The organism is Rhodoferax aquaticus (assembly GCF_006974105.1).
GTDB classification, from domain to species: Bacteria; Pseudomonadota; Gammaproteobacteria; order Burkholderiales; family Burkholderiaceae_C; genus Allorhodoferax; species Allorhodoferax aquaticus_A.
In genome coordinates, this window is the sequence record NZ_CP036282.1 from 3,032,309 (window position 1) to 3,057,662 (window position 25,354).

General features: G+C 57.8%; 23 protein-coding genes. 9 read left to right on the forward strand and 14 right to left on the reverse strand.

Annotated features, from left to right (window positions below; genetic code table 11):
- Positions 1–36: 36 nt before the first annotated feature.
- The 6 genes from EXZ61_RS13935 to EXZ61_RS13960 are packed head-to-tail and all read right to left on the reverse strand — an operon-like array spanning position 37 to position 6,343.
- Positions 37–1,227, reverse strand: coding sequence for an ROK family transcriptional regulator (locus tag EXZ61_RS13935; RefSeq protein ID WP_142812336.1), 1,191 nt, complete (start codon positions 1,225–1,227; stop codon positions 37–39).
- A gap of 48 nt (positions 1,228–1,275) precedes the next feature.
- Positions 1,276–2,376, reverse strand: coding sequence for an ABC transporter ATP-binding protein (locus EXZ61_RS13940; RefSeq protein ID WP_142812337.1), 1,101 nt, complete (start codon positions 2,374–2,376; stop codon positions 1,276–1,278).
- A gap of 33 nt (positions 2,377–2,409) precedes the next feature.
- Positions 2,410–3,324, reverse strand: a complete 915-nt coding sequence (locus EXZ61_RS13945) for an ROK family protein (RefSeq protein WP_168224769.1) — start codon at positions 3,322–3,324, stop codon at positions 2,410–2,412.
- 39 nt (positions 3,325–3,363) lie between these two features.
- Entirely contained in the window at positions 3,364–4,209 is an 846-nt protein-coding gene (locus tag EXZ61_RS13950; protein WP_142812339.1) for a carbohydrate ABC transporter permease, read from the reverse strand.
- Positions 4,206–5,093, reverse strand: a complete 888-nt coding sequence (locus EXZ61_RS13955; protein ID WP_142812340.1) for a carbohydrate ABC transporter permease — start codon at positions 5,091–5,093, stop codon at positions 4,206–4,208. The genes EXZ61_RS13950 and EXZ61_RS13955 overlap by 4 nt, the downstream gene beginning before the upstream one ends.
- Before the next feature lie 5 nt (positions 5,094–5,098).
- Positions 5,099–6,343 (reverse strand): extracellular solute-binding protein, encoded by a 1,245-nt coding sequence (locus EXZ61_RS13960; RefSeq protein ID WP_142812341.1) that lies wholly within the window; start codon positions 6,341–6,343, stop codon positions 5,099–5,101.
- A 443-nt stretch (positions 6,344–6,786) separates the two neighbouring features.
- Here EXZ61_RS13960 and EXZ61_RS13965 point away from each other — a divergent pair, with 443 nt between their 5' ends.
- The 4 genes from EXZ61_RS13965 to EXZ61_RS13980 all read left to right on the forward strand — a co-directional run bounded on the left by EXZ61_RS13965 (position 6,787) and on the right by EXZ61_RS13980 (position 10,329).
- Positions 6,787–7,017, forward strand: coding sequence for a hypothetical protein (locus EXZ61_RS13965; RefSeq protein WP_142812342.1), 231 nt, complete (start codon positions 6,787–6,789; stop codon positions 7,015–7,017).
- Between the two features lie 184 nt (positions 7,018–7,201).
- A complete protein-coding gene (locus tag EXZ61_RS13970; protein ID WP_142812343.1) occupies positions 7,202–8,611 on the forward strand; it encodes an MATE family efflux transporter in 1,410 nt (469 codons plus the stop codon).
- A gap of 30 nt (positions 8,612–8,641) precedes the next feature.
- Positions 8,642–9,652 carry a tRNA (adenosine(37)-N6)-dimethylallyltransferase MiaA gene (gene miaA / locus EXZ61_RS13975; protein WP_142812344.1) on the forward strand — a complete coding sequence of 337 codons (1,011 nt, stop codon included), beginning with the start codon at positions 8,642–8,644 and terminating at the stop codon, positions 9,650–9,652.
- A 17-nt stretch (positions 9,653–9,669) separates the two neighbouring features.
- Positions 9,670–10,329 carry an ABC transporter ATP-binding protein gene (locus tag EXZ61_RS13980; RefSeq protein ID WP_142812345.1) on the forward strand — a complete coding sequence of 220 codons (660 nt, stop codon included), beginning with the start codon at positions 9,670–9,672 and terminating at the stop codon, positions 10,327–10,329.
- On the opposite strand, the gene EXZ61_RS13985 is transcribed toward EXZ61_RS13980, so the two are convergent.
- The 3 genes from EXZ61_RS13985 to EXZ61_RS13995 form a co-directional block, all read right to left on the reverse strand.
- The gene (locus EXZ61_RS13985) at positions 10,326–14,501 is read right to left on the reverse strand and encodes a response regulator (RefSeq protein WP_142812346.1); all 4,176 of its coding nucleotides are present in this window, start codon (positions 14,499–14,501) and stop codon (positions 10,326–10,328) included. The genes EXZ61_RS13980 and EXZ61_RS13985 overlap by 4 nt on opposite strands.
- A 3-nt stretch (positions 14,502–14,504) precedes the next feature.
- The gene (locus tag EXZ61_RS13990) at positions 14,505–15,593 is read right to left on the reverse strand and encodes an HD-GYP domain-containing protein (RefSeq protein WP_425353629.1); all 1,089 of its coding nucleotides are present in this window, start codon (positions 15,591–15,593) and stop codon (positions 14,505–14,507) included.
- 228 nt (positions 15,594–15,821) lie between these two features.
- Positions 15,822–16,304 (reverse strand): GNAT family N-acetyltransferase, encoded by a 483-nt coding sequence (locus tag EXZ61_RS13995; RefSeq protein WP_142812348.1) that lies wholly within the window; start codon positions 16,302–16,304, stop codon positions 15,822–15,824.
- A 98-nt stretch (positions 16,305–16,402) separates the two neighbouring features.
- Here EXZ61_RS13995 and EXZ61_RS14000 point away from each other — a divergent pair, with 98 nt between their 5' ends.
- Positions 16,403–17,329, forward strand: a complete 927-nt coding sequence (locus tag EXZ61_RS14000; protein WP_237218964.1) for a LysR family transcriptional regulator — start codon at positions 16,403–16,405, stop codon at positions 17,327–17,329.
- An 85-nt stretch (positions 17,330–17,414) separates the two neighbouring features.
- Positions 17,415–18,197, forward strand: a complete 783-nt coding sequence (locus EXZ61_RS14005) for a substrate-binding periplasmic protein (RefSeq protein ID WP_168224770.1) — start codon at positions 17,415–17,417, stop codon at positions 18,195–18,197.
- An 11-nt stretch (positions 18,198–18,208) separates the two neighbouring features.
- On the opposite strand, the gene EXZ61_RS14010 is transcribed toward EXZ61_RS14005, so the two are convergent.
- The 4 genes from EXZ61_RS14010 to EXZ61_RS14025 are packed head-to-tail and all read right to left on the reverse strand — an operon-like array spanning position 18,209 to position 21,532.
- Positions 18,209–18,661, reverse strand: a complete 453-nt coding sequence (locus EXZ61_RS14010; RefSeq protein ID WP_142812351.1) for a type II 3-dehydroquinate dehydratase — start codon at positions 18,659–18,661, stop codon at positions 18,209–18,211.
- A 47-nt stretch (positions 18,662–18,708) separates the two neighbouring features.
- Positions 18,709–19,917 carry an MFS transporter gene (locus EXZ61_RS14015; protein WP_142812352.1) on the reverse strand — a complete coding sequence of 403 codons (1,209 nt, stop codon included), beginning with the start codon at positions 19,915–19,917 and terminating at the stop codon, positions 18,709–18,711.
- Between the two features lie 3 nt (positions 19,918–19,920).
- Positions 19,921–21,018: a chorismate synthase gene (gene aroC, locus EXZ61_RS14020; protein WP_142812353.1), complete on the reverse strand. Its 1,098-nt coding sequence runs from the start codon at positions 21,016–21,018 to the stop codon at positions 19,921–19,923.
- 55 nt (positions 21,019–21,073) lie between these two features.
- Positions 21,074–21,532: a CBS domain-containing protein gene (locus EXZ61_RS14025; protein ID WP_142812354.1), complete on the reverse strand. Its 459-nt coding sequence runs from the start codon at positions 21,530–21,532 to the stop codon at positions 21,074–21,076.
- 92 nt (positions 21,533–21,624) lie between these two features.
- Between EXZ61_RS14025 and EXZ61_RS14030 the strand changes: the two genes are divergently transcribed.
- From EXZ61_RS14030 to EXZ61_RS14040, 3 genes are read left to right on the forward strand one after another with little or no spacing between them, the layout of a single operon-like run.
- Entirely contained in the window at positions 21,625–22,935 is a 1,311-nt protein-coding gene (locus tag EXZ61_RS14030) for an O-acetylhomoserine aminocarboxypropyltransferase (protein WP_142812355.1), read from the forward strand.
- A complete protein-coding gene (locus EXZ61_RS14035) occupies positions 22,932–23,738 on the forward strand; it encodes an alpha/beta fold hydrolase (RefSeq protein ID WP_142812356.1) in 807 nt (268 codons plus the stop codon). The genes EXZ61_RS14030 and EXZ61_RS14035 overlap by 4 nt, the downstream gene beginning before the upstream one ends.
- 36 nt (positions 23,739–23,774) lie before the next feature.
- Entirely contained in the window at positions 23,775–24,119 is a 345-nt protein-coding gene (locus EXZ61_RS14040) for an Mpo1-like protein (protein WP_142812357.1), read from the forward strand.
- A 3-nt stretch (positions 24,120–24,122) separates the two neighbouring features.
- On the opposite strand, the gene EXZ61_RS14045 is transcribed toward EXZ61_RS14040, so the two are convergent.
- On the reverse strand, positions 24,123–25,340 hold the full coding sequence (locus EXZ61_RS14045) for a YihY family inner membrane protein (RefSeq protein WP_142812358.1): 1,218 nt from the start codon (positions 25,338–25,340) through the stop codon (positions 24,123–24,125).
- Positions 25,341–25,354 lie beyond the last annotated feature (14 nt).

Genomic DNA, 25,354 nt, shown 5'->3' on the forward strand with positions numbered 1-25,354 from the left:
CTAAAGACTAGCGCACAGTCTTTAGGGCCAACGCGTTCAATGGTTCTTTAACAGCACGTTAAAGCTGGGGTTCATCTCATGGAAGATGGGCAAGGCGGCTGCACCTTGTGCCGTAATTTCGCTCCCCACGTTGCCAACGAGCAACCGGGCTACTTTGCGGTTGGACCGGTTGCCGACCGATGCGTACAACGGCGCCAAACGGGCAATGATCTTTTCCAGAATGGGCACAGGCAGCAGGCCGCCCACAATGATGGTTTCAATGTCTAACATGCACTCCAGCATGTTGATGGCTTGGCGCATATAGGTGGCAGCCTCGTCCAGCCAAGCTGCCAAACGCGGGTCATTGCGCTCCATGGCGTGCAGCAAGTCCTCTGGTGTTGCCTGGGTGGGGTCTTCAAACCCCAGGGCTTCATAGGCCGCCCACAGGGACAGGTAACGCTCCAGACACCCATGGTTCCCACAGTAACAAGCACGCCCGTTGCGCTCCACCACAATGTGCCCCAGCTCCCCCGCGTTGTTGGCAACGCCGTCAAACACCTGCCCGTTGAGAAACAATCCCGCCCCCAAGCCCTCGCCTACGAACATGTAGACAAAGTTGCTCAGGGTGCTGCCAGCCCCATACAAGCGCTCTCCGATGGCGGCAGCGCTCGCGTCATTGGCCACCATCACAGGTAAACCCAATGCAGCCGACAGCTGCTCGCCCACCGACAGATCTTGCCAACCGGGCAAGGTGGTGGGACCAATGGCACTTAAGCCATCTACACCGAATGGACCCGGTGTGGCCACCCCCATGCCCAAGAGCTTGGCCATAGGAAAACCAGCCAACTGCTGCAAACGCTGCAAGACGTCTTTCAACGGGGCGACGGCCTGTGCGGGGCGAACCCGATCCACTGCGGCATGCGCTCTGGCCACTACCGCCCCGCACAGGTCGACCGCTACCGCTTGCAGGCTGTGCTGGCTGAGCTGTACGCCCACCGAATAAGCCCCTTGTGGATTGATGACAAATGGCACGGCGGGTTGACCTCGCCCCCCACTTTCTGCGGGCAAGGTGCTCAAGAAGCCTTGCGCCAACAGCTCACTGGTGATGTTGGAGATGGTTTGCGGCGTCAGCCCGGTCAAGCGGGTGATATCAGCGCGGGACAGGCGTGTGTGCTGCCGTATGGATTCCAGGACCACGCGGCGGTTGTGCAGCCGCGCATTCTCTAAATTTGTGCCGGAAAAACTCATGCCATCGTGGCCTTGTGCATTTGCGTGTGTCCTTGCCCTGGGGCTGTGTCAGTGTCGCTGGAGCGCCAATCCGTTAGCGTCAAACAAGTTGCAATGCGCTGGCGCGAAAAACAATTGCTTCGCGCCCGCAAGCTCATCTAAGGGTGTTTGCGCCGATAGCTTGACGCTCCAATTGGTCTGCGCTCCGTGAATTCGATAGTACGCCAATTGCACATCTCCTAAATGCTCGACCAACTCAAACTGCCCACGGACTCCAAGGGCGTCTGAAGTCTGGCTGCTCGTTACATGCTCTGGGCGAATACCCAAGGTGAACTGCGCACCGCATGCATACGCCTGGGCTCGCAGTGGCAGGGTCAGCAGGTCGCCATCTTGCAGGCGAACGACCACGCCATCAGCCAGGTGCTGCTCCAACTGCACGGTGGCAAGGTTGATACCGGGCGAGCCCAAAAAGCTTGCCACGAACAGGTTGACGGGATGGTTGTACAACGCCAAGGGCGAACCCACTTGCTCAATCTTTCCGCCGTTGAAAATGACAATGCGGTCTGCCAAGGTCATGGCCTCCACCTGGTCATGCGTGACATACACCATGGTGGTGCCCAGTTCTTTGTGGAGCTTGGAGAGCTCAATGCGCATCTGCACCCGCAGCGACGCATCCAGGTTAGACAAAGGCTCGTCAAACAAAAACACCTGAGGGTCGCGCACAATTGAGCGGCCTATGGCCACGCGCTGACGCTGCCCACCCGACAGGGCTTTGGGTTTGCGCTCCAAAAGATGGCTGATCTGCAATATCTCCGCGGCCTTGTGCACCATGGTTTGGGCCGTGGCCTTATCAACCCCTCCCAGCTTCAAACTGAAAGCCATGTTCTCAAACACCGTCATGTGGGGATACAAGGCGTAACTCTGAAACACCATGGCCACGCCGCGCTTGGAGGCTGACACGTCGTTCACCAAGCGCTCTCCGATGCGCAACTCCCCGGCGCTGATGTCTTCCAAGCCCGCAATCATGCGCAGCAGCGTAGATTTGCCACAACCCGAGGGCCCTACAAACACGACAAACTCGCCATCGTCAATGTGCAGGTCTACGCCTTTGATGACGTGGGTCTTGCTGTCATAGGTTTTTTGGATATTGCTCAGTGATACGGTGGCCATGGTGTGTTCTCAAACGGTCAATAAAGAAAATGCTTAGGCCAGCCCAGCGGGGTGTGCCAAAAACCAAGCGCGTGCCGCACCGAGCAAACCGGCGTGGTTGCCCGCCGCAGCCAATCGAAGTTCTTGCAGGCCCACAAAGTCCGGGTGCAACAAAGCGTCTAGAGCAGCTTGTATTTCGGCCAGCACGCGGGGCCCACGCCCGGTAATGCCGCCTCCTAAGACAATGCATTGCGGATCAAAGGCATAGATCAAGTTGGCAAGACCGCTGGCCAGCAACTCCAGCCACTCTTGCACCACGGCTGCATGGGGCACGCTGCCAGCGTCGGCGCGTTCAAATATGGCTTTTGCATCCAACGTGCAGCCCGCAATAGCGCGAGCACCCAATCGGCCTAGGCCGCGCAGCGAAGCCACGTCTTCCCAACGTTCACCGCCTACCACCATATAACCCCATTCCCCAGCGGCGGCGTGCGCGCCACGGTACAACTGGGAACCCATGAACACCCCACCGCCAATTCCTGTTCCTAGGGTCAAGGCCACGAAGTTCTCAACACCCTGCGCAGCACCTAACCAGCCTTCGGCTAGGGCTACGCAATTCACATCGTTTTCGACCAGCACGGGCATCTGCAGAGCGTCCCACAGCAACTGTTTAGGTGAAAGCCCCAGGTAGCCGGGAATTGCATCCGACGCGCCACGTACCGTGCCGGACACCGTGTCAATCACGCCCAAGGTTGAAACGGCCACACCCGCCAGTGCATAGGGCTGCACCAGGGATTGCGCAATGCCGGCCAGTTCGTCAAACAAGGCATGGGCTCCGCGTGATGCACGGGTGTCAATGTGAAAGCTGTGGTGCACACAACCCGTTGGGTCGACCACGCCCAACTTCACCAATGTCCCACCAATATCGATGGCCAGTACGTTTTGATTCACTTGCATAGAGGGTAAGGTCATGAGGAGGCCCGCAGACACGGAGTGCAAACGGGTCTGCATTTAGCCTTTGGTGCCACCGGCGGTCAGGCCCGACACCAGGGTGCGCTGCAGCAGCAAGCCAATCAGCATGGGCGGTAGCGCCGCCAGAACACCTACGGCTGAGATCAAGCCGTAGTCCGTGGCGCGTCCTGCGGCGAAGTCCGCAATCGTCACGGGCAGCGTCTTGGCGCGAATATCGTTGGTGTAAATCAAGGCATAGAAAAACTCATCCCACGCCAACAAAAACGCAAACAGTGCGGTTGCGCCAAGCGCAGGTAGCGCCAATGGCAAGGTGATGCGCCAAATCACCCCAAGCACCCCTGCGCCGTCAATGTGTGCAGCCTGCTCAATGTCATGGGGGACTTGATCAAAGTTGTTTTTGAGCATCCATGTCGTGAATGGCAACAAGATGGTGCAGTACACCAAGACCAAGGAGAGCACGTTGTTGAGCATGCCAAGGCCACTGAGTATGAGATACAAAGGCAACACAAAGGCCACACTGGGCAACATGTACACCGCGACCGCACCGTACAAAACACCTTGGCGGCCCGGGTAGCGTGAGAAGCTGTACGCCGCCGGAATGGCTGCCACCATCGCGATCACAGTACTGGCCACTGAGACCACCAAACTGTTGCGCAGGGCCGCCAAGAAGCGCTCCGCAACTGGGCCACCAGCGTCCGAAATCAGCTTGGTGTAGCGCGAAAAGTCCCAGCTGTCAGGCCACCATTGCAAAGGGATGCGCGTGAGGGCCACCGGCGTGCTGACGCTCATCACCAACAGCCAGTACAAGGGCGCCAAAGTGACAACGACAAACAAGGCCACCGCGGCGTACAGGGCCACGCGTGCCCCTAATCTTTGATACTTCATGTGCTGCCTTCTTGCTTGCGGAGCATGGCGACGTAAAGGGCAATCAAGAGGGCGGAGATGCCCGCCATCAAGATGGCGTATGCCGCACCACTGCCGATGCGAAGGTAAGAAAACGCCTCTTGGTACACCACAAAGCTCAGCGCTTTGGTGCTGTCGGCAGGCCCCCCTTTGGTCATGACGTAGATCACGTCAAACACTTTGAATGCGTCGATCGTGCGCAACACGATGGCCACACTCAAAGGGGCCATCACGCCGGGCACGGTGACATACCAAAACCTAGCCAGGGTGCCTGCGCCATCTAGGCGCGCGGCCTCATAGAGATCAGCAGGCACAGACTGCAAGCTGGCCAGCATGATCAAGGCGACAAACGGGTAGTTTTTCCAGACGTCGGCCACGATAACCATCTCCATGGCAATGTCTGGGTCGCCCAGCCACGAGCGGTAGTCCTCCAACAGGCCCGTTTGAACCAGCAGCGCGTTCAATGCACCGTACTCTGGGCCATCGATGAGACGCCACATCATGGCGTTGACAATGGTGGGTAAGGCCCACGGCAAGACCAGCAAGGCCCGCGCAAAAGCCTGGCCTTTGAATGGCTGGTTGAGCAGCAAGCCAACGGCTACGCCCAGCACCAACTCCAAACTGACCGAAACGAAAGTGAAATACAGCGTGTGCCCCAAGGACTCCTGAAAGGCTGTATTGCTCAAGGCCTGCCAGTAGTTTTCAAGGCCCACCCATTGGGCCGGTTCCCCGCCTATGGACGTAGAAGTAAAACTCAGCCAAATGGTGCGCATCAAGGGCCAGGCCGTAATCCCGACCATGATCACCAGCATGGGGGTCAACAGCCCCCATGCTTGCATGCGTCTTGCGGTTGCGGCACTGCCCATAACGCTTACTTCAGTTTGGCCGCTGCGTCAGACGCCAGCTTCATTGCCGCATCGGGCTTGGCCTTGCCTAACAATACGCTATGAAGGTTCTTTTGCAGGATGGACGACAGCTCTTGGTACACCGGTGTTTCTGGGCGTGCAGCCATCACCTCCAAGGACTTGGCCGCCGCATTCACATAGTCTTCTTGGCCTTGTTTCACAGCGGGCTTGCTAAACGATGCTTTCCAGATAGGCAGGCTAAGCTTGGCGTACTTTTCCTGGGTCGCCGGCGCACTCATATGGGCAATGAACTTCCAAGCTTCCTCTGGGTTCGCACTTTTGGCTGTGATGCCCAAGCCCATTGAGCCATTCACCGCCGATGCCACGGTTTTGCCGTCCACGCCAGGGGCTGACACAATGCCGACCTTGCCGACCACTTTGCTTTCTTTGGGGTCTTTGGCCATGTTGTACATATAGCCCCAGTTCAAGGCGAACGCTGCGTCGCCGTTGGAGAAGACTTTGCGAACATCTTCTTCTTCGTATTCACGGGAGTTGGGGTTGCTCAGGCCCGCGTCGATAGAGGCCTTCATGTACTGCACAGCTTCGAGTGAGCCGCCCAGGTGAAAACTTGGTTTGCCGTCGGTGAAGAACTTGCCGCCGTAGGACACCGACAAGGTGGTGTAGTCACAAATCATGGCCTCTTTTTGGGCCCAACTCCACACTACGGGGTATTTCACAATGCCTTTGTCTTTGATGATTTTGGCTTGCTTTTCCAGTTCGCCCCAAGTCTTTGGAGGTGCCGAGATTCCGGCCTTCTTCAGCATTTCGGTGTTGTAGAACAAGAACTTGGTGTCCAAGATCCAAGGCATGCCGTAGAACTTGTCTTTATAGCTTACGGTGGTCCACGCGCCGGGAAATACCTTGGGGATGTCGCCCACCGCAATGCGTTTGGTGACGTCTTGCAAGAAGCCCTTGCTGGCAAATTCTGCAGGCCACACCACGTCGAATAGCACTACGTCGTAACCGCCGGAGCCCGCGCCGTGCGCCGCCACAATCTTGTCATGCAAGGCGTCGTACGGGACAAATTCCAACTTCACCTTGACGCCGGGATTTGCTTTTTCAAAGTCACTGGTCATGGCCCGAACGTCATCTTCGCTGTACGCAGCTTGCGCCATGAACAAGGCACTCAATGTCTTTTCGGCGTGGGCGGCGGCCGATAAAAGGCTGCCTGCCACCAGGGCAGCTACCAAAATCGCTCTACGTTGTTGCATCGCTTTATCTCCTCATAAGTTGTTGATCCCGCACAGATTGGCGCTTTGCTCCACAGGCACTTGCTTACCTCATCAATACACGGCCCTTTGTTGACTTGGTGCCTTGATAACGCCATCCTCAATTACTTCATTCAAATTGAAGTAATTGAATTGAATCACTAGTCGACATGCTTAGCTCCTAGTGAATACCCTGACTTCGTGGGTATCGCGGCACAACGGCACACACCCAAGCAAGACCACTTCGCACACACGTATGCCCTGCACACGTTGCACAAGGGTTTGTGAGGGGATGGGTTGGTTTCCTCAGACACCGCAAGGTCACAAATTGCGTCAACACCTGCGGCAGGTACCCCAACATGCGTTGTCGTGCAGTGATAGCTGCTTGAGCGGGATGGGGCCTAAGCCCATGGGTCAAAGGTGGCGTCCACGGTAGGCGCATCGACTTGCGCACCTTGGACGATGGCTACGAAGGATGCATTGCCGCCAAGGCCTTCACGCAATGGGTGCGGCAAACCGGCAAAGCGCTGGGCCACGAGCGATTTTTGAACATAGTGTTTGCAATGGACCACTACGACTTGGGGAGCCTAAGTCTTGACTTGAGTAACTGCCCCAAGGCAGGGTCCAAGTGTGTAGAAATGACCATGCTGACTGAAGACGGGCGGGTGCGGCGCTAAGCGTCACAGCCACCAAACGCTATTATTTATATAGCTAACCCCGCTTATTCAACGGGCGGCTAGGGGCAATTTAGCCTTGCAATTGCATGCATGGAGGCGCTTGGCGCGGCTGCGGCATCCCCTACTCGACATGCAGCGCTTCTAGTGGGGGGCTGCTCCATCGGGGCCGTAGAATGGGCCCTCCATGACTGTATACACTTCTCCCGACGCCCTCCTCCCATTGTCCCAGCGCGTGCGCAAAGAAATTGCTGCCTTGTGGCAGTTGGCATGGCCCATTTTGATAGGGCAGTTGGCCAATGTGGGGATGTCGGTGGCCGACGTGGCCATGGCGGGGCATGCCTCTGCACAAGACTTGGCGGGCGTGTCGCTCGGCGTATCGATCTGGTTCATCACGGTCGTCACCGTTATGGGGGTCATGATGTCGGTGAGCCCCGTGGTGTCTCACCACGTAGGCGCGCGTGAATTCCACCTAGTGCCCCATGTGGTGCGCCAAGCGCTTTGGAAGAGCCTGGGCATAGGGCTGCTGGCCATGGTGCTGGCCAACGCTGGCACGCTGGTGTTTGACCACCTGAGCCTAGAGCCTGTGGTGCGAGACATTGCCAAGCAGTTTGTTTACATCACCAGCCTAGCGCTGCCGGCATTTGCGGCCTACCGCGTGCTGTACAGCTACAGCGCCAGCCTCAACCAAACCAAACCCTTGATGGTCATTGCGATCGGTGCGCTGCTACTCAATATTGCCGTCAATGGACTGCTGGTGTTTGGCAAGCTGGGATTTCCGGCCTTAGGTGGTTTGGGCTGCGCTTGGGCCACCATGCTGTGCGTGTGGTTCAACTTAGGGGGCTTGCTGTGGTGGATGCGCCATGACCCGGCCTACCGCAGCACTTGGCCGTTTGCCCACTATGAGGGACCTAACTGGCCCAAAATTGCCAGCCTGCTGCGTTTGGGCCTGCCCATTGGAGTGACCTACTTTGCAGAAACCAGCGCATTTGGCTTCATTGCCCTGCTGGTTGCCAAGTTTGGCAGCACGCAGATATCAGCGCACCAAATCGCTCTGAACTTCTCCTCACTGGTGTTTATGTTGCCTTTGAGCCTGGGCATCGCCTTATCAACGCGTGTGGGCCAGTCCTTGGGGGCGGGCGATCCGGCCACCGCACGGTTTCGTGCGTGGGTAGGCGTGGCACTGGCCTTGGGCTGTGCCAGCGTGAGTGCCCTAGGGATGGGCGTGTTCAACCACCACATTGCGGCGGCCTACACCAACGACCCAGCGGTCTTGCTCTTGGCTGCGCACTTGCTGACGTTTGCCGCGCTCTTTCAACTGTCCGACGCCACGCAGGTGGCCACCAGTTGCGCGATACGTGGCTACAAGGTCACCCGCATTCCCATGGTGATTCACCTCACCGCGTTTTGGGGGTTCTCCCTTCCGCTGGGCTGTGTCTTGGGACTGGCGCCTGAGTGGCTGCCCTGGCGCCCCGCCCAAGCCATGGGGGCTGAAGGCTTTTGGATTGCTTTGATTGTGGGCCTCAGCGTCGCCGCCTTGGGCTTAAGCGCGCTACTGCGTTCCGTGGCGCGCAAAGGCATAGTCCACGCGCATTAAAGCGTGTTTGGGGCGGGTTACAGTCACGCCATGCCTGTAACGCTTTCTGACACCCGCACTGACGAAGCCCTGCCCTTTCATATCTGTTTGGCGGGGCCCACCGCCTGCGGCAAAACTGCAGCCGCACTGGCTATTGCGCAACACCACGCGGTAGAGATCATCAGCGTCGACTCGGCCTTGGTGTACCGTGGCATGGACATTGGTACCGCCAAGCCCAGCGCCGCCGAGATGGCCAGCGTGCCGCACCACCTCATTGATATCCGTGACCCCTTGCAGGCCTACAGCGCCGCTGAGTTTGTAAACGATGCGCGAACCCTTATTCGCGCAATCGCTGCGCGTGGCAAATTGCCGCTGTTGGTGGGAGGCACCATGCTGTACTTCAAGGCCTTGGCCGATGGCATAGACCCCATGCCCAGCGCGGACCCGGCCTTACGCGCCCAACTGGAAGACGAAGCCCACGCCAAAGGCTGGCCCGCCCTGCATGCTGAGTTGGCTCTGGTCGACCCGGTCACCGCCGCACGCCTCGCCCCTGGCGACAGCCAGCGCATCCAGCGCGCGCTGGAGGTGTACCGCGCATCGGGCCTGCCGCTCTCACACTTTCATGCTACAAAAAAAGAAACTGAACCCGCTTTATCCATGCACGCTACAGCCCTTATTTCACTTGAGCCGATGGACCGAGCGTGGCTGCACCAACGCATTGCACAGCGTTTTGACGCCATGATCGCGGCAGGCTTTGTGGCAGAGGTGCAGCAGTTACGCGCCCGAGGCGACCTGCACGCCGACCTTCCCTCTATGCGCTGTGTAGGCTACCGCCAAGCGTGGGAGGCTTTGGACGCTGACCCCGCGCTCAGCCAAGGCCACGCCGCTTGGCGTGAGCTGGGCATCATCGCCACCCGGCAGCTGGCCAAACGCCAGGTGACGTGGCTGCGCTCTATGCCCCAACGCCATGCAGTCGCCGCCGACGGCCCCAATGCGCTCGCGCAGGTGCTGGACTTGGTGGCGCAGCAGGTTCAGCAGGTTCAGCAGCAGGCTGCGGCCTGAGTTCTCCACGCCGCACCATGCTCACGATTCACCAGCTCAGCAAACTCTACGGTCCCACGGCGGTGTTTGCCAACGTAGACCTTGCCGTCAGACCAGGGGAGTTTGTTGCCATCATGGGAGAGTCAGGCGTTGGCAAGTCCACCCTCTTGAATTGCATGGCAGGCTTAGACACCTGGGACAGCGGCAGTGTGCAGGTAGACGGCGCCGAGCTAAGCACGATGAAAGACGACGCCAAAGCCGCCTTGCGCCGGGAGAAGATTGGCTTTGTCTTTCAGGCATTTCACGTACTGCCGCATTTGGATGTCGCCCAAAACGTGGCTCTGCCCTTGCTCTTGCTACAACGCAAAGACGATGCCCGCGTACACACCATGCTAGAAGCACTGGGTTTGGGGGCATTGGGTAGCCGTCTGCCGCAGCAGCTGAGTGGCGGACAACTGCAGCGTGTGGCCATTGCCCGCGCCTTGGTGCACAGCCCCCGTTTACTACTGGCCGATGAACCCACAGGCAACCTAGACCCCAGCACTGCTGCCGTCGTGATGCAGGCCCTGGTTGGGCAATGCCGCCAGCATGGCACCGCCTTGGTCTTGGTCACGCACTCCAGCGCTGCGACCGCCCAAGCGGACCGTGTGCTGCGCTTGACCGCACAGGGAATGCGCTCGGATGGAGCCTTGGGTTAAGGCACCAGCGGCGCCAGCAGCGCAGCGGCACGCTCAAACTCAAAGGCATCAATAGGCGCAACGAGGGAAAGCAAAGTCTGCCGTGTGGCAGGTGGCAATGCGTGGGTTAACAGCGCCTGCACCGTGTCTGCTGCTTCGGGGTCTGCCGTATCAAGCTGCCCACGCAACACTTGCAAGGCTTGGCGAACCGACTCCGCGCTGGCGGCCACTGCCTCTGACGATGCATCCAACGGTACATCCGGGCTAGAAGACGCCATGAGCCACGCTGCTGCCTGCAAGCCATGGAGCACCTCCGTCAATGCTTGTAGGGTGTCCGCCAGCGCATGCTGCGCCTGGGCCGCATCACCGCTACCGCACGCCAGTTCGAGCCGGGCTGCTTGCGTTTGCACGTGCTGTGCACCTATCGTGCCTGCGTTGCCTTTGAGGGTATGGGCCAGCCGCTGGCATGTGGCCAGATCATGGGCTTGCCACGCTTGGCTAAAGAGCAGCTCAAACGCACTTTGCGCTGCTAAGAACTTGCGCAGTTGTTGTTGGTACAGCGTGCTGTCATTGAGGGTGTGGAACAGACCCTGCGCCATATCAATGCCGGCCAAAGGTGGCAAGCCAAGGCTGTGTTGCCCCGCCAAGGGACGCGCCAGACCCGCGCCATAGTCTGCGCCAGCTTTGATCCAACGCGCCAAAGTAGCAAACATCTGGGGCACATTCACGGGCTTGGCGATGTAGTCATCCATGCCCGCAGCTTGCACCTGCTCGCGGTCGCTGGCCAACACATCGGCCGTCATCGCAATCACGCACAGGCTTTGCCAGCGCGGGTCTGCGCGCATGCGCCGGGTGGCCTCATAGCCATCCATCACGGGCATTTGGCAATCCATCAAAACACAGGCGAAATTCGCTTCCGTAGCCAAAATGTCCAATGCCTCTTGGCCGTTTTGAGCGAGGGTGACATGGACGCCCGCTTGGCGCAGCAAAGTGCTTGCCAGTTCTTGGTTCATCTCATTGTCTTCCACCAACAGGATCCGGGCTCCCTGCACGCGTGCCATGTCTTGGCGCAGTTGGTCTGGGCGCTCCGTGGCGCGCGCGCTATGGACATCCAGCAAATCGGTCTTGTTCAGCGCGCGTGCGATGCCCCCCAACAACGAGGAGCGTGTGACTGGCTTGGTCAGCAAGCCCTGGACAGAGCCCAGCACCGAAGCAGGCAAGTGGGCCAGTTGCTCTCGGCCATAGGAGGTGACCATGACACATTGGGGCAGTGCGTGAGCAGGCAGACTTTCGCGTAACTGCGCCAGGCAGGCCACACCATCTAGCACCGGCATCTTCCAGTCGAGCAGCATGATGGAATAGTCTTGCCCTGCTGCATGGGCTTGCAGAGCCGCTTGCGCTGCCTGGGCCCCGTCTTTGCACACCGTGACTTCCATGCCCAAGTCCGTCAACATGGCTTGCATGATTTCGCGCGCAGCCATGTTGTCATCCGCCACCAAGGCGCGCAGACCGGTGAGTTCTTGCGCCAGCACCATGCGCCGCGCCTGCTGCTGCGCTTGCAAACCAAACTTGGCTTGGAAATGAAAGGTAGAGCCCTTGCCCAACTGCGACTCCACCCAGATGCGGCCGTCCATGGCTTCTACCAACTGTTTGGAAATGGCAAGCCCCAAACCGGTACCCCCATATTTGCGGGTGGTGGACGCATCGGCTTGGCTGAAAGACTCAAACATGCGGCTACATTGCTCAGCGGTCATGCCGATGCCGGTGTCTTGCACTCCGAAATGCAGCTCCACCATGCCCGCATCGCAGCGCACCACGTCCACGCTGATCAGCACCTCGCCATGCTCTGTGAACTTGACCGCATTGGCGCCTAAATTGACCAAGATTTGCCCCAGGCGCAAGGGATCTCCCAGCAAACTGGTGGGCACATCGCCCTGCACTTTGAACAAGAGTTCCAAGCCTTTGTCTTCGGCCCGCAGCCCCACCAAATTGGTGAGGTGGTCCATCACATCTTCGAGGCGAAACTCCACCCGCTCCATGGTGAGCTTGCCTGCCTCTATTTTCGAGAAGTCCAAAATGTCATTGATGATGCCGAGCAGGCTCTCCGCCGCGCGATGTGCCTTGGCAATGTAGTTGCGCTGTTTGACATCCAAGTCGGTCTGCAGCGCCAGATACGACATGCCAATGATCGCGTTCATGGGGGTCCGTATCTCATGCGACATATTGGCCAAAAAGTCGCTTTTTGCCTGGGTCGCGTCCTCGGCGCGGTCTTTGGCCGTGCGCAGTTCGGACTCTGCGAGGTCACGGCTCTCGCCCACCAAGACAATCCACCAGGTCGTCAGACTGGCTAGCAAACCCAAGCCTACAAACGCCCGCAAACCGAAGGTATGCATGGCCCCCACATCCGTGCTCGCACTGGGCACCGTGACCCACAAGATACCGGCCATCACCAGCAGCATGCCCACCCACACCAAAGAAAAATTGGCCACACGCTGCGTCACTTGCATCCCCAGAGCACGGGGCCAGACCCAGTTCAATAGCCGATGAACCGCCTCTCGGTAGTACGCCACAGGCCCCTTGACGGTGGGCTTGCAACGGTCGTGGCAGGTGGACTCAAGGGTGCAACAGAGGGAGCAAATGGCCCCGCCATGGTGTGGGCAATGGGCAGAGTCTGCAGGCGCATAGTCTTGCGCGCACACGGTGCAACGCACCAGGGTTTTGACGTCCACCGGAAAAATGCTCTGCCGGGCAATGTAGTAGCGCCCTTTGGTCCACCACGCCATCAGCGGCGCCAACACGAAGGCGACACCGGCGGCAATCAGCCATGAATAGGCTTGGGCAAGCTCACCCCACCACCCCGCAAACGCGATGGAGGCCGCGATGGAAGCCACAACCATGCTCACCACCCCGACTGGGTTGACGTTGTACAGGTGAGCACGCTTGAACTCCACGATAGGAGGGCTCAATCCCAGCGGCTTGTTAACCGCCAAGTCTGCAACCACGGCGCAAATCCAAGCCACCGCAATGTTGGAGTACATGCCCAGCACGCTGTTCATCGCTTCGAACAGGTTCATTTCCATCAGCAACAGCGCTATGCCGCAGTTAAAGAATAGCCACACCACGCGCCCGGGATGTGAATGCGTCAAGCGGGAGAAAAAGTTCGACCACGCCAGTGAACCCGCGTAGGCGTTGGTCACATTGACCTTGAGCTCGGACACGATCACCAGCATGGCGCTGACCAACAGCGCGGTGTCCGGGTTGGCAATGGCAAAGCCAAAGGCGTGTCGGAAAATCTGAATGGGCTCTTTGGCGTCGACCACCGCCAAGCCTGCCACAACAGCCACCGCGGCCAGTAAAGCTCCGCCCAATTGCTTGACGAAGGCAATCAGAATCCAGCCTGGCCCACCCAAGAACATATTGCCCCACCAACTCCAGCGGTTGTGCTTGCCGCGCTCCGGCATAAAGCGCAGGTAGTCGACCTGCTCGCCAATTTGGGCAATGAGGGAGAATGAAATGCCGGCGGCAACACCAAAGTGCAGCCAGTCAAAGGCCTTGCTTTGACTGACTTCGCCACTGAAGTTGACGAGCATGTGCACCGCGTCGGCCTGGCGGGTCAGCACAAAATAAAACGGGACTACGAGCAACACAATCCAGACCAACTGCGTCCAGCGGTGAAACCGGTTAATGGCGGTGACCCCATAGAAAACAATGGGAATCACCACCACCGTGCACAAGATGTAGCCCAACCACAAGGGAATGCCAAAGCACAGCTTCACAGCCTGGGCCATGATCGCAGTCTCTAGGGCCAAGAAAATAAAGGTAAACGATGCATAGATGAGCGACGTGAAGGTCGAGCCCACATAGCCAAAGCCTGCGGCCCGGGTCAGCAAGTCCATGTCAATGCTGTGCTTGGCCGAGTAGTGGCATATGGGCCAACCCACCGCCAGTATCACAACGGCGGCAAAGACCATGGCCCACATCGCGTTGGCAAACCCAAAGTCCAGTAACAACAAGGCACCAATGGCCTCATAGGACAAGGCTGAGTTGGTCCCAATCATGGTGGTACCAATCACTGCTGGCGACCACTTTCTGAAGCTGGCGGGGGAGTACCGCAACGCGTAGTCCTCAATGGACTCTGTGGCAACCCATTTGTTGTACTGGCGCCGCTGTGCGGCTACGGTTTGTTCTTGCATGGCTCAGGCCGCGCCTAGGTCTTGCAAGCGTGCCATTTGGGTGACCTTGGCGGTCAAGTCATCGTCGGAGTCGCCATAGCGTTGGGCGATGGCTTGAAAGGTTTCTTGCAGGTCCATAAACGCGTCCACCATGTCCGGATCAAAGTGCGAGCCCCTGCCCTCTTGAATGATGGCGACAGCCTTTTCGTGGGGCATACCTTCTTTGTAGACCCGTCGGCTGATCAAGGCGTCATAGACATCGGCCACTGCCATCAGGCGTGCGGAGATGGGAATGGCGTCCCCGGCCAGCCCCAGCGGGTAGCCACTGCCATCCCACTTCTCTTGGTGCCCGTACGCGATCTCTTTGGCAAAGCGCAAGAAGTCCACCTCCATGCCTAGTTGGCGTTCAGCGGCTGCAATGGCATCACGGCCTAGGGTCGTATGCGTCTTCATGATCTCAAATTCGTCAGGTGTAAAGCGACCCGGCTTAAGCAAGATGCGATCGGGAATGCCCACCTTGCCGATGTCGTGCAGCGGCGCGGACTTGTACAGCATCTCAATGGTTTCAGGCGTCAGAAAATAGCCAAAACGCGGATGGGTGCTGAGCTTGAGCGCCAGTTGCTTGACATAGTGCTGGGTGCGCCGAATGTGGTTGCCTGTATCCGAGTCCCGCGTTTCGGCGAGAGAAGCCATCGCCAAAATAGTGACATCCTGGATGGCCGAAAGCTCGCCGCTACGGCGCTGCACCTGCGCCTCTAGAAACAAATTTTGGTCCCGCAAAAAGTCGGCCACCACTTTGTTCTCAAGCTGGGTGCGCACGCGCGCCAGCATGGTGGCTGGCGAAATGGGCTTGGTAATGTAGTCTGCGGCACCCATTTCAAGCCCCCGTCGTTCGTCCTCTGCCGACGCCATGGCGGTTAAAAAAATCACGGGGATCGCTCGCGTAGCCGGGTCTGCCTTGAGCTTTTTGATCACCTCATAGCCAGACATTCCCGGCATCATGACGTCCAGCAAAATCACATCGGGCTGCGGATCCAACTTGGCATAGACCAGCGCTTTATCACCCGAATTGGCGACCTTGAGTCGATAGGTCCCTTTGAGAAGCGATGACATCAAAGCCAAGTTCTCGGTGGAGTCGTCGACCACCAAAACGGTCGCTTTGTCCGTGAAGTCCAGCGGATTGTTGTGAGCCAAAGTACCCCCCATGCCAAGAACGGTGGTGCAAGCCCGGTCATCATACGGGCTGGCGTGCGCGCGTGCTCAGCAAATTACGTGCAATTGGGAAGGCAGTAACAAGGACCTCTGCAGCTAGACGCAAGGGCCCGGCATCATGAACCGTGCCTATGTGCCGTAGGCAAAGTTGGTGAGGGTGTCACCCGCCATTCGGTAACGTACCCACTCACTTTGAGGCTTCGCACCTAGGGACTGGTAAAAGTCGATGGCTGGGGTATTCCAGTCCAACACACTCCACTCCAGGCGCCCACAGCCGCTGTCTGCGGCAATGGTGGCCAAGTGCCGCAGTAATTGTTTGCCCGCGCCAGCGCCACGCTGCTTGGGAGAGATGTACAAATCCTCTAGGTACATGCCCTTGCGCCCTAACCAGGTGGAATAGCTCAAAAAATAGACGGCGTAGCCAATGGCCTCGCCATCGCGCTCGCACATCAGACCCTTGGCTGGCGACTCGGGTGCAAACAGGCTTTGCGCTACATCTGAAACACTGGCAACTACCTCGTGCTCCGCTTTTTCATAGATGGCAAGCTCAACGATAAAGGCATGAATGGCGGCTGCATCGGCAGCCACGGCGGGTCGAATCACAAGGCTCACTGGGATATCCGTTCTGTTGTTGGGAGAAGACAAAGTGCATTTCGAGGTATCTTAATGACCCCCTTAAAATGAAACAAGTGCATTTTCATCATCATCAAATGAATGAAATTCAACACAATCTCAGGCGGCTAGATCTCAATTTGCTGCAGCTGTTCCATGCGCTCTACAGACTGCGCTCAGTGACGGAGGCCGCCCATGAGTTGGCGATGAGCCCCTCCGCTTTCAGCCATGGCTTGTCTCGCTTGCGGGTGGCTTTGGACGACGCTTTGTTTGTGCGCCAAGGGACTCAGATGGTGCCCACCACGAAGTCCATCGCCATGGCGGACTCCATCTCACTGGCCCTCAAGTTGTTGGGCGAGACGCTAGAGCGTGGCCAAACGTTCCATCCCAGTCGCAGTGAGCGCACTTTCACATTTGCCTCTACCGATTTCACGGCATTTGCGGTCCTGCCCAAGTGCATTGCAGCCATTCAAAAGCTCGCGCCCCACTTGAGCCTGCGCGTGCGGTATGCCGACCACAACATTCCTTTGGACGACTTGCGCGCTGGTCGTGTGGACTTTTCAATTGGCTATGACCTGCCAGCCAGCAGCTACGCGCCCGACATCGTGGCGCAAGATTGGTTTGTAGACCAATACGTTGTGGTGAGCAGCAAAAACCATGCGGTATGTTCCGAAGGCCTAACGCTGGAAAGCTATTTGGCGTGCAAGCATGTGGTCGTCACCCCGTGGAACCAGGCGCGCGGCGACATCGACCAACTGCTCGACGATTTGAACCTGCAACGACAAGTTGCCGTGCACCTGCCTACTGTGCTGGCGGCACCCTTCATCGTTGGTCACAGCGATATGCTGATGACCATGCCACGTTTGGCAGCCAGAACCTTGCAGCAGGCAGCCGCTATTGCGCTGCACACGCCACCGTTCGCCATACCCGACTATTGCGTCAAGCTCTTCAGCCACGCCAACTACGCCCAGTCCGATGCCCATGCTTGGATGGCCGATACGCTGCTCAACACCACCTTGCAGTAGATCGCCATTGGGCAGGTATACCCAAAGTTCTTCCCCCCAAACCAAGTTCAGACTAGTATCATTTCTGGAACAAATAGGGGAAATTGTGAATATTTGCGCCTTAAGGCCCTTCACGAACTGGACACTGTGGCTCTTTGCGGCAGCGGTGATGGCGTATGGCAGCCATGCCAATGCGCAGCCCACCAAAGCGCAAATCGTGGCCTATACAGAAGACTGGGCTCCCTACAACTTTGCTGAAGACGGGGCTGTCAAAGGTATCTCAACCGACCTATTGCGGGCCATGTGCGTGGAGGCAAAACTGCAGTGTGAATTCAAGTTAGTGCCATGGGCCAGAGCGTATAAAGCAGCAGGCGCAAAACCTAACACCATCGTCTACACCACAGCACGCAAACCTTCGCGCGAAAGTGAATTTTTGTGGGTTGGCCCTATTTTGCCCCGCACTACGTGGGTCTATGGCAAAGCGGGACTAGAAAGCAAGGTCCGCTTGCCGAGTGACCTCCATCAACTGCGCATTGGCATTGTGCGGGACGAAGCGGCACAGCAAGACTTGCAGGGACTGGGAGTACCCGACTCAACGTTCGTGGAAGACAGCTCAAACGCTAACGTACTCAAACTGCTTTCCCGTGGGCTGGTAGACGCCATGGTAGATACAGAGGTGGGTATGGACTGGAATCTGCGCAATGCGAACCTGAGCAGCAACTCAGTGGGCAAACTCATGAAGCTCAGTGAAGGCGGCTCTTACTTTTTCGCCATGAACCTGAACTCCGACCCCGGCTACGTGGAACGCTTGCAGCAAGCGCTAGACAAGCTAAGGCGCGATGGCAAAGTGACCGCCATTGTGCGCAAGTACACCGCACCTAGTCACTGAGGGCGGGCAGTTCAAGCAGACTGCATGCCAGCCAGTCCCGCAATGGCCAGTGCATAGCCGTTCACACCGAAGCCCGCCATCACAGCCTTGGCGGCTGGCGAGATGAAGGAGTGGTGGCGAAATACCTCGCGGGCATGCACGTTGCTGATGTGCAACTCAATCAACATAATGCCCGTACCCTTGATAGCGTCGTGCAGCGCTACGCTGGTATGGGTGTAAGCCCCCGCATTGAGAATCACACCGGCCAAATCACCGGCCGCATGCAGGCGCCCCGCCTCGTGCAGCCAATCCACCAAGACACCTTCATGGTTGGTTTGCCGAAAGTCGGCAACAAAACCATTGGCTACGCAGGCCCGCTCGCACAAGAGCTGCACGTCTTGCAGCGTTTGTGAGCCGTAGACGTGGGGCTCGCGGGTGCCCAAGAGGTTGAGGTTGGGTCCATTCAATATGAGCGCGGTTTTCATAGTTCAGTACCAATGCGTCGTTAATCAAACACGGTAAGCCTAGCAGCTTAGGCAGGGGTTGGGGCCACTAGCCGATGGTGATTGCGCCATACTTGGTAAGCGCATGCGCCTGCCAGCACACTGGTAAGCCCCGTGGCCCAAAAAACACTGGCTAAACCAAAGCGCTCGCTAAGCAACCCGCCTAACAAACTGCCAATTACCCCGGGTATGCCGTACGCCACTACGGTGTACAAGGCTTGGCCCCGCCCACGCAAATTACCCGGAAAGTAATGCGATATCAGGGCAATGCTAGCGCTGTGGTGGGCCGCAAATGTGAGGGCATGCAAGGCTTGCGCAATCACCAGCACCCACAACATAGAGGCCATCGATGCGGTCACGGCCATGCGAAACGCCATCACGGTGGCACATATCACCAACCATGCACTCAAGCTAAAACGCGGCAACCAGCGGCTTTGTGTAAAAAACCAAGCGATTTCCACGGTGACCGATACCGCCCACAGCAGACCAATCATGGTTTTGCTGTAGCCCAAGGCGTCTAAGTAGAGTGAAAAGAAAGTGTAAATACCCATATGTGACAGCACATGGAAAAACATGGAGCCAAACAGCCAGCGCACCGAAGCTTGGGCCAAAACGGGCCGCATAGACTGCACCTTGTCATGGCGATCCTGAGGTGTCTCTTTAGCATCCGGCATCTGGTACGCACAGATCAGCAGTGCGACCAAGCTTAAGGTAACCATGCAAGGAAAACTCGCCATACCCACGTGCTCAAACCACGCACCTGCTCCCAGCACTGCCAACATGAAACCCAAAGACCCCCATAGGCGCACACGCCCATACAGCTTGGTATCAAACACGCCCCCATGGCTCACCACGTGGGCAACTGCGGCCTCTGTCATGGGCATCATGCCGCTGGTGTGTGTGAACACAAACAACAACACCAGTCCCAGCCACCACATGCCGCCGTTCCACCACAAACCCAAAGAACCAACCAGGGCCAAGCCAGCCCCCCATCGCAGCATTTTGACGCGCTCGCCCGTGCGGTCGCTTAACGCCCCCCAAGCGTAGGGTGCAAACATGCGTGTGGCCGCCTGAATGGAAGTCAGCAAGCTAATGGAGACCAAGCTCAAGCCCAGGTCTTTGAGCCATAACGGCAAAAACGGATTAAAAAAACCCGCGTGGGTGCAGTAGGCCGCGGTAAGTGCTGCGAAGGGAAGAATATTCCGACGCTGGGCAGTCTGAGCCTCGGTCAGCGCCATGCCCTAAGAGGCTGAGGCTGGAATAGCCTTGAGCGAAGTGTGTACATCGCCACACTGTGCGCGGTGACGCAGCACATGGTCCATCACCACCAGAGCCAACATCGCTTCTGCAATTGGTGTGGCGCGAATGCCCACGCAAGGGTCATGCCGGCCTTTGGTCACGACGGCCGTGGGGTTGCCTTCCACGTCTATGGAGTCACGAGGCGTCAAAATGGAACTGGTTGGCTTGATCGCAATACTGACCTCTAAGTCTTGCCCAGTGCTGATGCCGCCCAACACGCCGCCGGCGTTATTGCTGGCGAACCCGACAGGGGTCAAGGAGTCCCCATGCACACTGCCACGCTGGGCAATGCTGGCAAAGCCAGCACCAATTTCAACACCCTTGACAGCGTTAATGCCCATCATCGCGTAGGCAATGTCTGCATCCATTTTGTCAAACAAAGGTTCGCCCAAGCCCACGGGCACGCCACTGGCCACCACGCGAATGCGTGCGCCGCAGGAATCACCACCCTTACGCAGAGCCTCCATGTATTCCTCCAGGGCACTGACGTCAGCGACAGGGGCAAAGAAGGGGTTGTTGGGCACATGGTCCCAAGATTCAAAACCCACGGGCAACTCGCCCACCTGGGTCATACACCCGCGAAACGCTGTGCCGTAATGCTCTTTCAGCCACTTTTTGGCCACCGCACCCGCCGCCACCATGGGTGCCGTTAAGCGTGCACTGGAACGGCCACCACCCCGTGGGTCGCGAATGCCGTACTTTTGAAAATAGGTGTAGTCGGCATGGCCTGGGCGAAAGGTTTCCAGAATATTGCCGTAGTCTTTGCTTCGCTGATCGGTGTTTTGAATGAGCAGCGCAATAGGCGTACCCGTTGTTTTGCCTTGGTACACGCCGCTCAAAATTTGAACCGCATCGGGCTCATTACGCTGGGTGACAAACTTGGACGTCCCTGGGCGACGGCGATCCAAGTCACCTTGTATGTCAGCCTCAGTCAAATCCATGCCCGGAGGGCATCCGTCAATTACGCAGCCAATGGCCGGGCCGTGGGATTCACCAAAGTTGGTGACTGCAAAGAGATGTCCAAATGTGTTTCCGCTCATAGCGCTCGATTATCCGCGAGCTAGCGCGCACCAAGCGGCCATGCGCGCAATTTGCCTAGTTGGCGGCGTCTTTATTAGCGTCATCCGGCCAGTCGCGGATGTAGGCTTTGAGCATTTTGTTCTCAAAGTTTTGGCTATCTACTACAGCTTTGGCTACGTCGTAGAAGCTGATGACACCCATGAGCATTCGGTTGTCAATGACTGGCATATAGCGCGCATGTCGCTCCAGCATCATGCGGCGCACCTCGTCCATCTCGGTTTCCATGGTGCAAATCAAGGGGCCCGCATCCATCGCGCGGTACACCGTCGTCGTGCCAAAGGTCCCACCGTTCTTCACGACCGCCTGAATGACTTCGCGAAAGGACAACATACCAACCACCCGCCCGTGCGATATCACCACCAGTGAGCCTATGTCTTTTTCCGCCATGAGCTGCGCAGCATCGGCCAAAGTATCTTCAGGCGTCGTGGTGAAAAGCACGCTGCCCTTGACTCGCAAAATATCACTGACTTTCATGTTTCTTCCTAGCAACGCACGGTTTAAAAAGGTCACTTTAATATAGCCCACAATTGCGGCATATCTACACCGAGTGTCCCCCGGAGAACCCTATGCCAGGCTACGCAGCCCCTAGTTTCGACACCCTAGCTTTACACGCAGGCGCCACGCCAGACGCCACGGGTGCACGCGCCGTGCCCATTCACTTGAGCACATCCTTTGTTTTTGAGTCTAGCGAACATGCTGCATCACTCTTCAACTTGGAGCGCGCAGGCCATGTGTACTCGCGCATCAGCAACCCTACCAACGCTGTGCTAGAGCAACGCATTGCCGCGCTTGAAGGTGGCATTGGTGCTGTTAGCACTGCCAGTGGCCAAGCCGCACTGCATCTGTGCGTGGCCACACTGATGGGAGCAGGCGCCCATATCGTCGCAAGCACGGCGCTGTATGGTGGCTCGCAAAACCTGCTGCACTACACCTTGCGGCGTTTTGGGATTGAAACTACTTTTGTGCCTCCCAATGACTTAGACGCATGGAAAGCCGCCGTGCGCCCCAACACCAAGCTTTTTTTTGGTGAGACTGTGGGCAACCCGGGCTTGGACGTGCTGGACATCCCCCATGTAGCGGCCATCGCGCATGACGCCGGTGTGCCCTTGCTGGTGGACTCCACGCTCACCAGCCCTTGGCTCATTAAACCCTTTGAGCACGGCGCGGACTTGGTCTACCACTCGGCTACCAAATTTTTGAGCGGCCATGGCACCGTGATTGGCGGTTTGGTGGTGGACGGTGGCAGCTTTGATTGGGGCCATGGCGACAAATTTCCCACCTTGAGTGCACCGTACGATGGCTTTCACAACATGGTGTTTGACGAAGAGTCCACCGTGGGCGCATTTTTGCTCCGCGCACGCCGTGAGGGCTTGCGCGACTTTGGTGCTTGCTTGAGCCCTCACTCCGCGTGGCTGATTTTGCAAGGCATAGAAACCTTGTCGTTGCGCATGGAGCGCCATATGCGCAACACCGAAAAAGTCGTGGAATTCTTGTCGCGCCACGCCTTTGTTTCACGGGTAGGCCACCCTATTTTGGACACGCACCCTAGCTACGCACTGGCGCAAAAACTGCTGCCACGAGGTGCAGGGTCGGTTTTTAGCTTTGACCTCGAGGGCAGCCGCGAGCAAGGCAAAAAGTTTGTCGAATCGCTCAAAATTTTCAGCCATTTGGCCAACGTAGGGGACTGCCGCAGCTTGGTCATTCACCCCGCGAGTACCACCCACTTTCGCATGAACGATGCAGCGCTGACAGCCGCTGGCATCAGCCAAGGCACCATTCGCCTAAGCATTGGATTGGAAGACGCTGATGACCTGATTGACGACCTCAAGCGCGCACTCAAAATTGCTGAAAAGGCAGGCGCAGGAGCTGCAGCATGAACCTCACCGTCAACGGCCACAGCACCTATTGCTATACCGGCGGCAAACCGTTTGATGCTGCCAAACCGACCATGGTCTTTGTTCACGGAGTGCTCCACGACCACAGCGTCTGGGCATTGCAAAGCCGTTACTTCGCACACCACGGCTGGAACGTGTTGGCCCTAGACTTGCCAGGCCATTGCAAGAGCGCGGGCCCTGCGCCAACTTCCGTGGAAGAGGCTGCAGACTTTGTGATGGCAGTGCTGGACGCCGTGGGCCTGCAGCAAGCTACGCTCATCGGGCATAGCTGGGGCTCCCTCATCGCCTTGGAGACCGCTGCCAGAGCGCCGCAGCGTATCAAGCAGTTGGTGCTTATTGGTACCGCCTTCCCCATGAAAGTAGCGCCCGCTTTACTGGAGTCTTCGCTCAACACCCCGATGCAGGCGCTGGAGATGGTCAATGTGTTTTCTCGCTCAACCCTGTGTGCGCCACCGTCTGTGTTAGGCCCGGGCACATGGGTATATGGGGCGTCTATGGCCTTAGGGCGTCGGGTCCTGGCAAGCAACCGACAGGTTAATGTGTTCCATGCGGGGTTTAGCGCCTGCAACAATTACGCGGGCGGCTTGGAGGCTATCTCGAAAGTCACCTGCCCTGTCTTGTATGTCTTAGGGGAAACCGACCAAATGACACCACCTAAAGCTGCACAAGGCTTGATCGCCAAGACAGCGCTGGCCGAAGTGGCCATGCTGCCCGGAGGGCACCACCAAATGAGCGAAACGCCCGAGCACCTGCTGAAAGCCCTAGTGCAGTTTTTGCAACCCTAAACCCATAATCGGCCCTACCTAACCAAGGAGACGCGCATGGAAACCTCCACCACGCAGGCAGCGGCCGATACAGCTACGGTGCAAAGCTTCAGCAGCTTTGCCGAGTTCTACCCTTTTTACTTGGGCGAACACAGCAACAAGGCTTGCCGCCGCATGCACTTTTTGGGCTCCTCTTTGGGCTTGCTGTGCTTGGCCATGGTGTTTGTCACAGGCCAAGTGCAGTTGGTGCTCTATGGCCTGCTGTGTGGTTACGCCTGCGCCTGGGTAGGTCACTTTGGCTTTGAGAAGAACAAGCCCGCCTCGTTCAAGCGCCCGCTCTATAGCTTTATGGGCGACTGGGTGATGTACAAGGACATGTGGCTAGGCAAAGTCTCACTATAGTTTTTATAGTGCCTCGCGCAGACTGGTATTGCGTAAACCGCCGTTTTCCCATATTTTTTGCGTCACTTCATTCAAGGGCAAGAGCAGCGCTTGGAGCAATGGCTCCAGCATGGTCTGCTCGGGGTTCACCAGCAAGACATAACGCGCGTCGTGGCCATTCACGAGGGTTTCATTCAAGCGCGCCACCCAGTCCAGCGCGACCAGTGCTTCGAGCACGGGCTCCAAACGCAGGGGGTCAATTTGCAATTGCGCGCCCATTTGCCCCGCGCCCAGCCCTTTGGTGTCCGCATGCCGCGCTGCATCCAGAACCTGCAAAACCTCCAAGGCCAGCTGGAACTGCAAACCTAACTCACCCCGCTCACGCGGCCTGGCCGCCAGCAAGCTGGGAAGGTGTGCGGTGAGTGCAGCGCCTAGCAGCACGATGACCCATGCGGTGTAGATCCAGACCAAGAGTATGGGGACTGTCGCAAACGCCCCATACACCACCGAGTAGGTGGGAACCGAGCTTAAGTACATCGCCAACAGTTTCTTCGCGACTTCCATCCCGGTGGAGACAAAAAAGCCCCCCATCCACGCATGGTCCCAACGCACATGGGTGTTAGGCACGTAACGGAACATCGCTGCCAAACCAGCGGCCACCAGCACGTACTGCAAGCCATCCAGCAAAAGGCCAAGCCCCCCTGGCATCCCCCCAACCAGGCCTTTGGAAGCGCTCAAGGCATACGACGTCAGGCTTAAGCTCACCCCCAAAATCAATGGCCCCAAGCTGATAGCCGCCCAATAAATCAGCATCTTTTGCGCAAAGGGCCGCGGCGTCCGGACCCGCCAGATGCTGTTCAAGGTGCGGTCAATCGTAAAAATGAGCGCCAAGGCTGTACCAAACAACACCGCCAAACCCGCTGCGCCCAACTTGCTGGCTTTGCCAGAGAACTGCGTCAGGTAGCCCAACACCTGTCGCGCTATGTTGTCTGGTACCAGGCTCGCAATCAACCACTTTTGCAGCACGTCCTGAAACTTGGCAAACATCGGAAACGCAGTAAACACAGCCAAGGCCACCGTAATGACAGGCACCAACGCGATGGTAGTGGTAAAGGTCAAACTGCTGGCCGTGAGACCCAAGCGGTCCTCACGAAAACGCTCCCGCATGGTTTGAATGGCGTACAACCATGGCACGCGGGCCACCTCTTGTAACCAAAACTGAATGAGTTGAATGAATCGCATCCCGCTATGATGCC

Excerpts from the sequence above, each read along its gene's own strand:
- EXZ61_RS13935 (WP_142812336.1), bottom strand. The coding sequence starts at position 1,227 with ATGAGTTTTTCCGGCACAAATTTAGAGAATGCGCGGCTGCACAACCGC.
- EXZ61_RS13940 (WP_142812337.1), bottom strand. The coding sequence starts at position 2,376 with ATGGCCACCGTATCACTGAGCAATATCCAAAAAACCTATGACAGCAAG.
- EXZ61_RS13945 (WP_168224769.1), bottom strand. The coding sequence starts at position 3,324 with ATGACCTTACCCTCTATGCAAGTGAATCAAAACGTACTGGCCATCGAT.
- EXZ61_RS13950 (WP_142812339.1), bottom strand. The coding sequence starts at position 4,209 with ATGAAGTATCAAAGATTAGGGGCACGCGTGGCCCTGTACGCCGCGGTG.
- EXZ61_RS13955 (WP_142812340.1), bottom strand. The coding sequence starts at position 5,093 with ATGGGCAGTGCCGCAACCGCAAGACGCATGCAAGCATGGGGGCTGTTG.
- EXZ61_RS13960 (WP_142812341.1), bottom strand. The coding sequence starts at position 6,343 with ATGCAACAACGTAGAGCGATTTTGGTAGCTGCCCTGGTGGCAGGCAGC.
- EXZ61_RS13970 (WP_142812343.1), top strand. The coding sequence starts at position 7,202 with ATGACTGTATACACTTCTCCCGACGCCCTCCTCCCATTGTCCCAGCGC.
- miaA (WP_142812344.1), top strand. The coding sequence starts at position 8,642 with ATGCCTGTAACGCTTTCTGACACCCGCACTGACGAAGCCCTGCCCTTT.
- EXZ61_RS13980 (WP_142812345.1), top strand. The coding sequence starts at position 9,670 with ATGCTCACGATTCACCAGCTCAGCAAACTCTACGGTCCCACGGCGGTG.
- EXZ61_RS13985 (WP_142812346.1), bottom strand. The coding sequence starts at position 14,501 with ATGCAAGAACAAACCGTAGCCGCACAGCGGCGCCAGTACAACAAATGG.
- EXZ61_RS13990 (WP_425353629.1), bottom strand. The coding sequence starts at position 15,593 with ATGTCATCGCTTCTCAAAGGGACCTATCGACTCAAGGTCGCCAATTCG.
- EXZ61_RS14000 (WP_237218964.1), top strand. The coding sequence starts at position 16,403 with ATGAATGAAATTCAACACAATCTCAGGCGGCTAGATCTCAATTTGCTG.
- EXZ61_RS14010 (WP_142812351.1), bottom strand. The coding sequence starts at position 18,661 with ATGAAAACCGCGCTCATATTGAATGGACCCAACCTCAACCTCTTGGGC.
- EXZ61_RS14015 (WP_142812352.1), bottom strand. The coding sequence starts at position 19,917 with ATGGCGCTGACCGAGGCTCAGACTGCCCAGCGTCGGAATATTCTTCCC.
- aroC (WP_142812353.1), bottom strand. The coding sequence starts at position 21,018 with ATGAGCGGAAACACATTTGGACATCTCTTTGCAGTCACCAACTTTGGT.
- EXZ61_RS14025 (WP_142812354.1), bottom strand. The coding sequence starts at position 21,532 with ATGAAAGTCAGTGATATTTTGCGAGTCAAGGGCAGCGTGCTTTTCACC.
- EXZ61_RS14030 (WP_142812355.1), top strand. The coding sequence starts at position 21,625 with ATGCCAGGCTACGCAGCCCCTAGTTTCGACACCCTAGCTTTACACGCA.
- EXZ61_RS14035 (WP_142812356.1), top strand. The coding sequence starts at position 22,932 with ATGAACCTCACCGTCAACGGCCACAGCACCTATTGCTATACCGGCGGC.
- EXZ61_RS14040 (WP_142812357.1), top strand. The coding sequence starts at position 23,775 with ATGGAAACCTCCACCACGCAGGCAGCGGCCGATACAGCTACGGTGCAA.
- EXZ61_RS14045 (WP_142812358.1), bottom strand. The coding sequence starts at position 25,340 with ATGCGATTCATTCAACTCATTCAGTTTTGGTTACAAGAGGTGGCCCGC.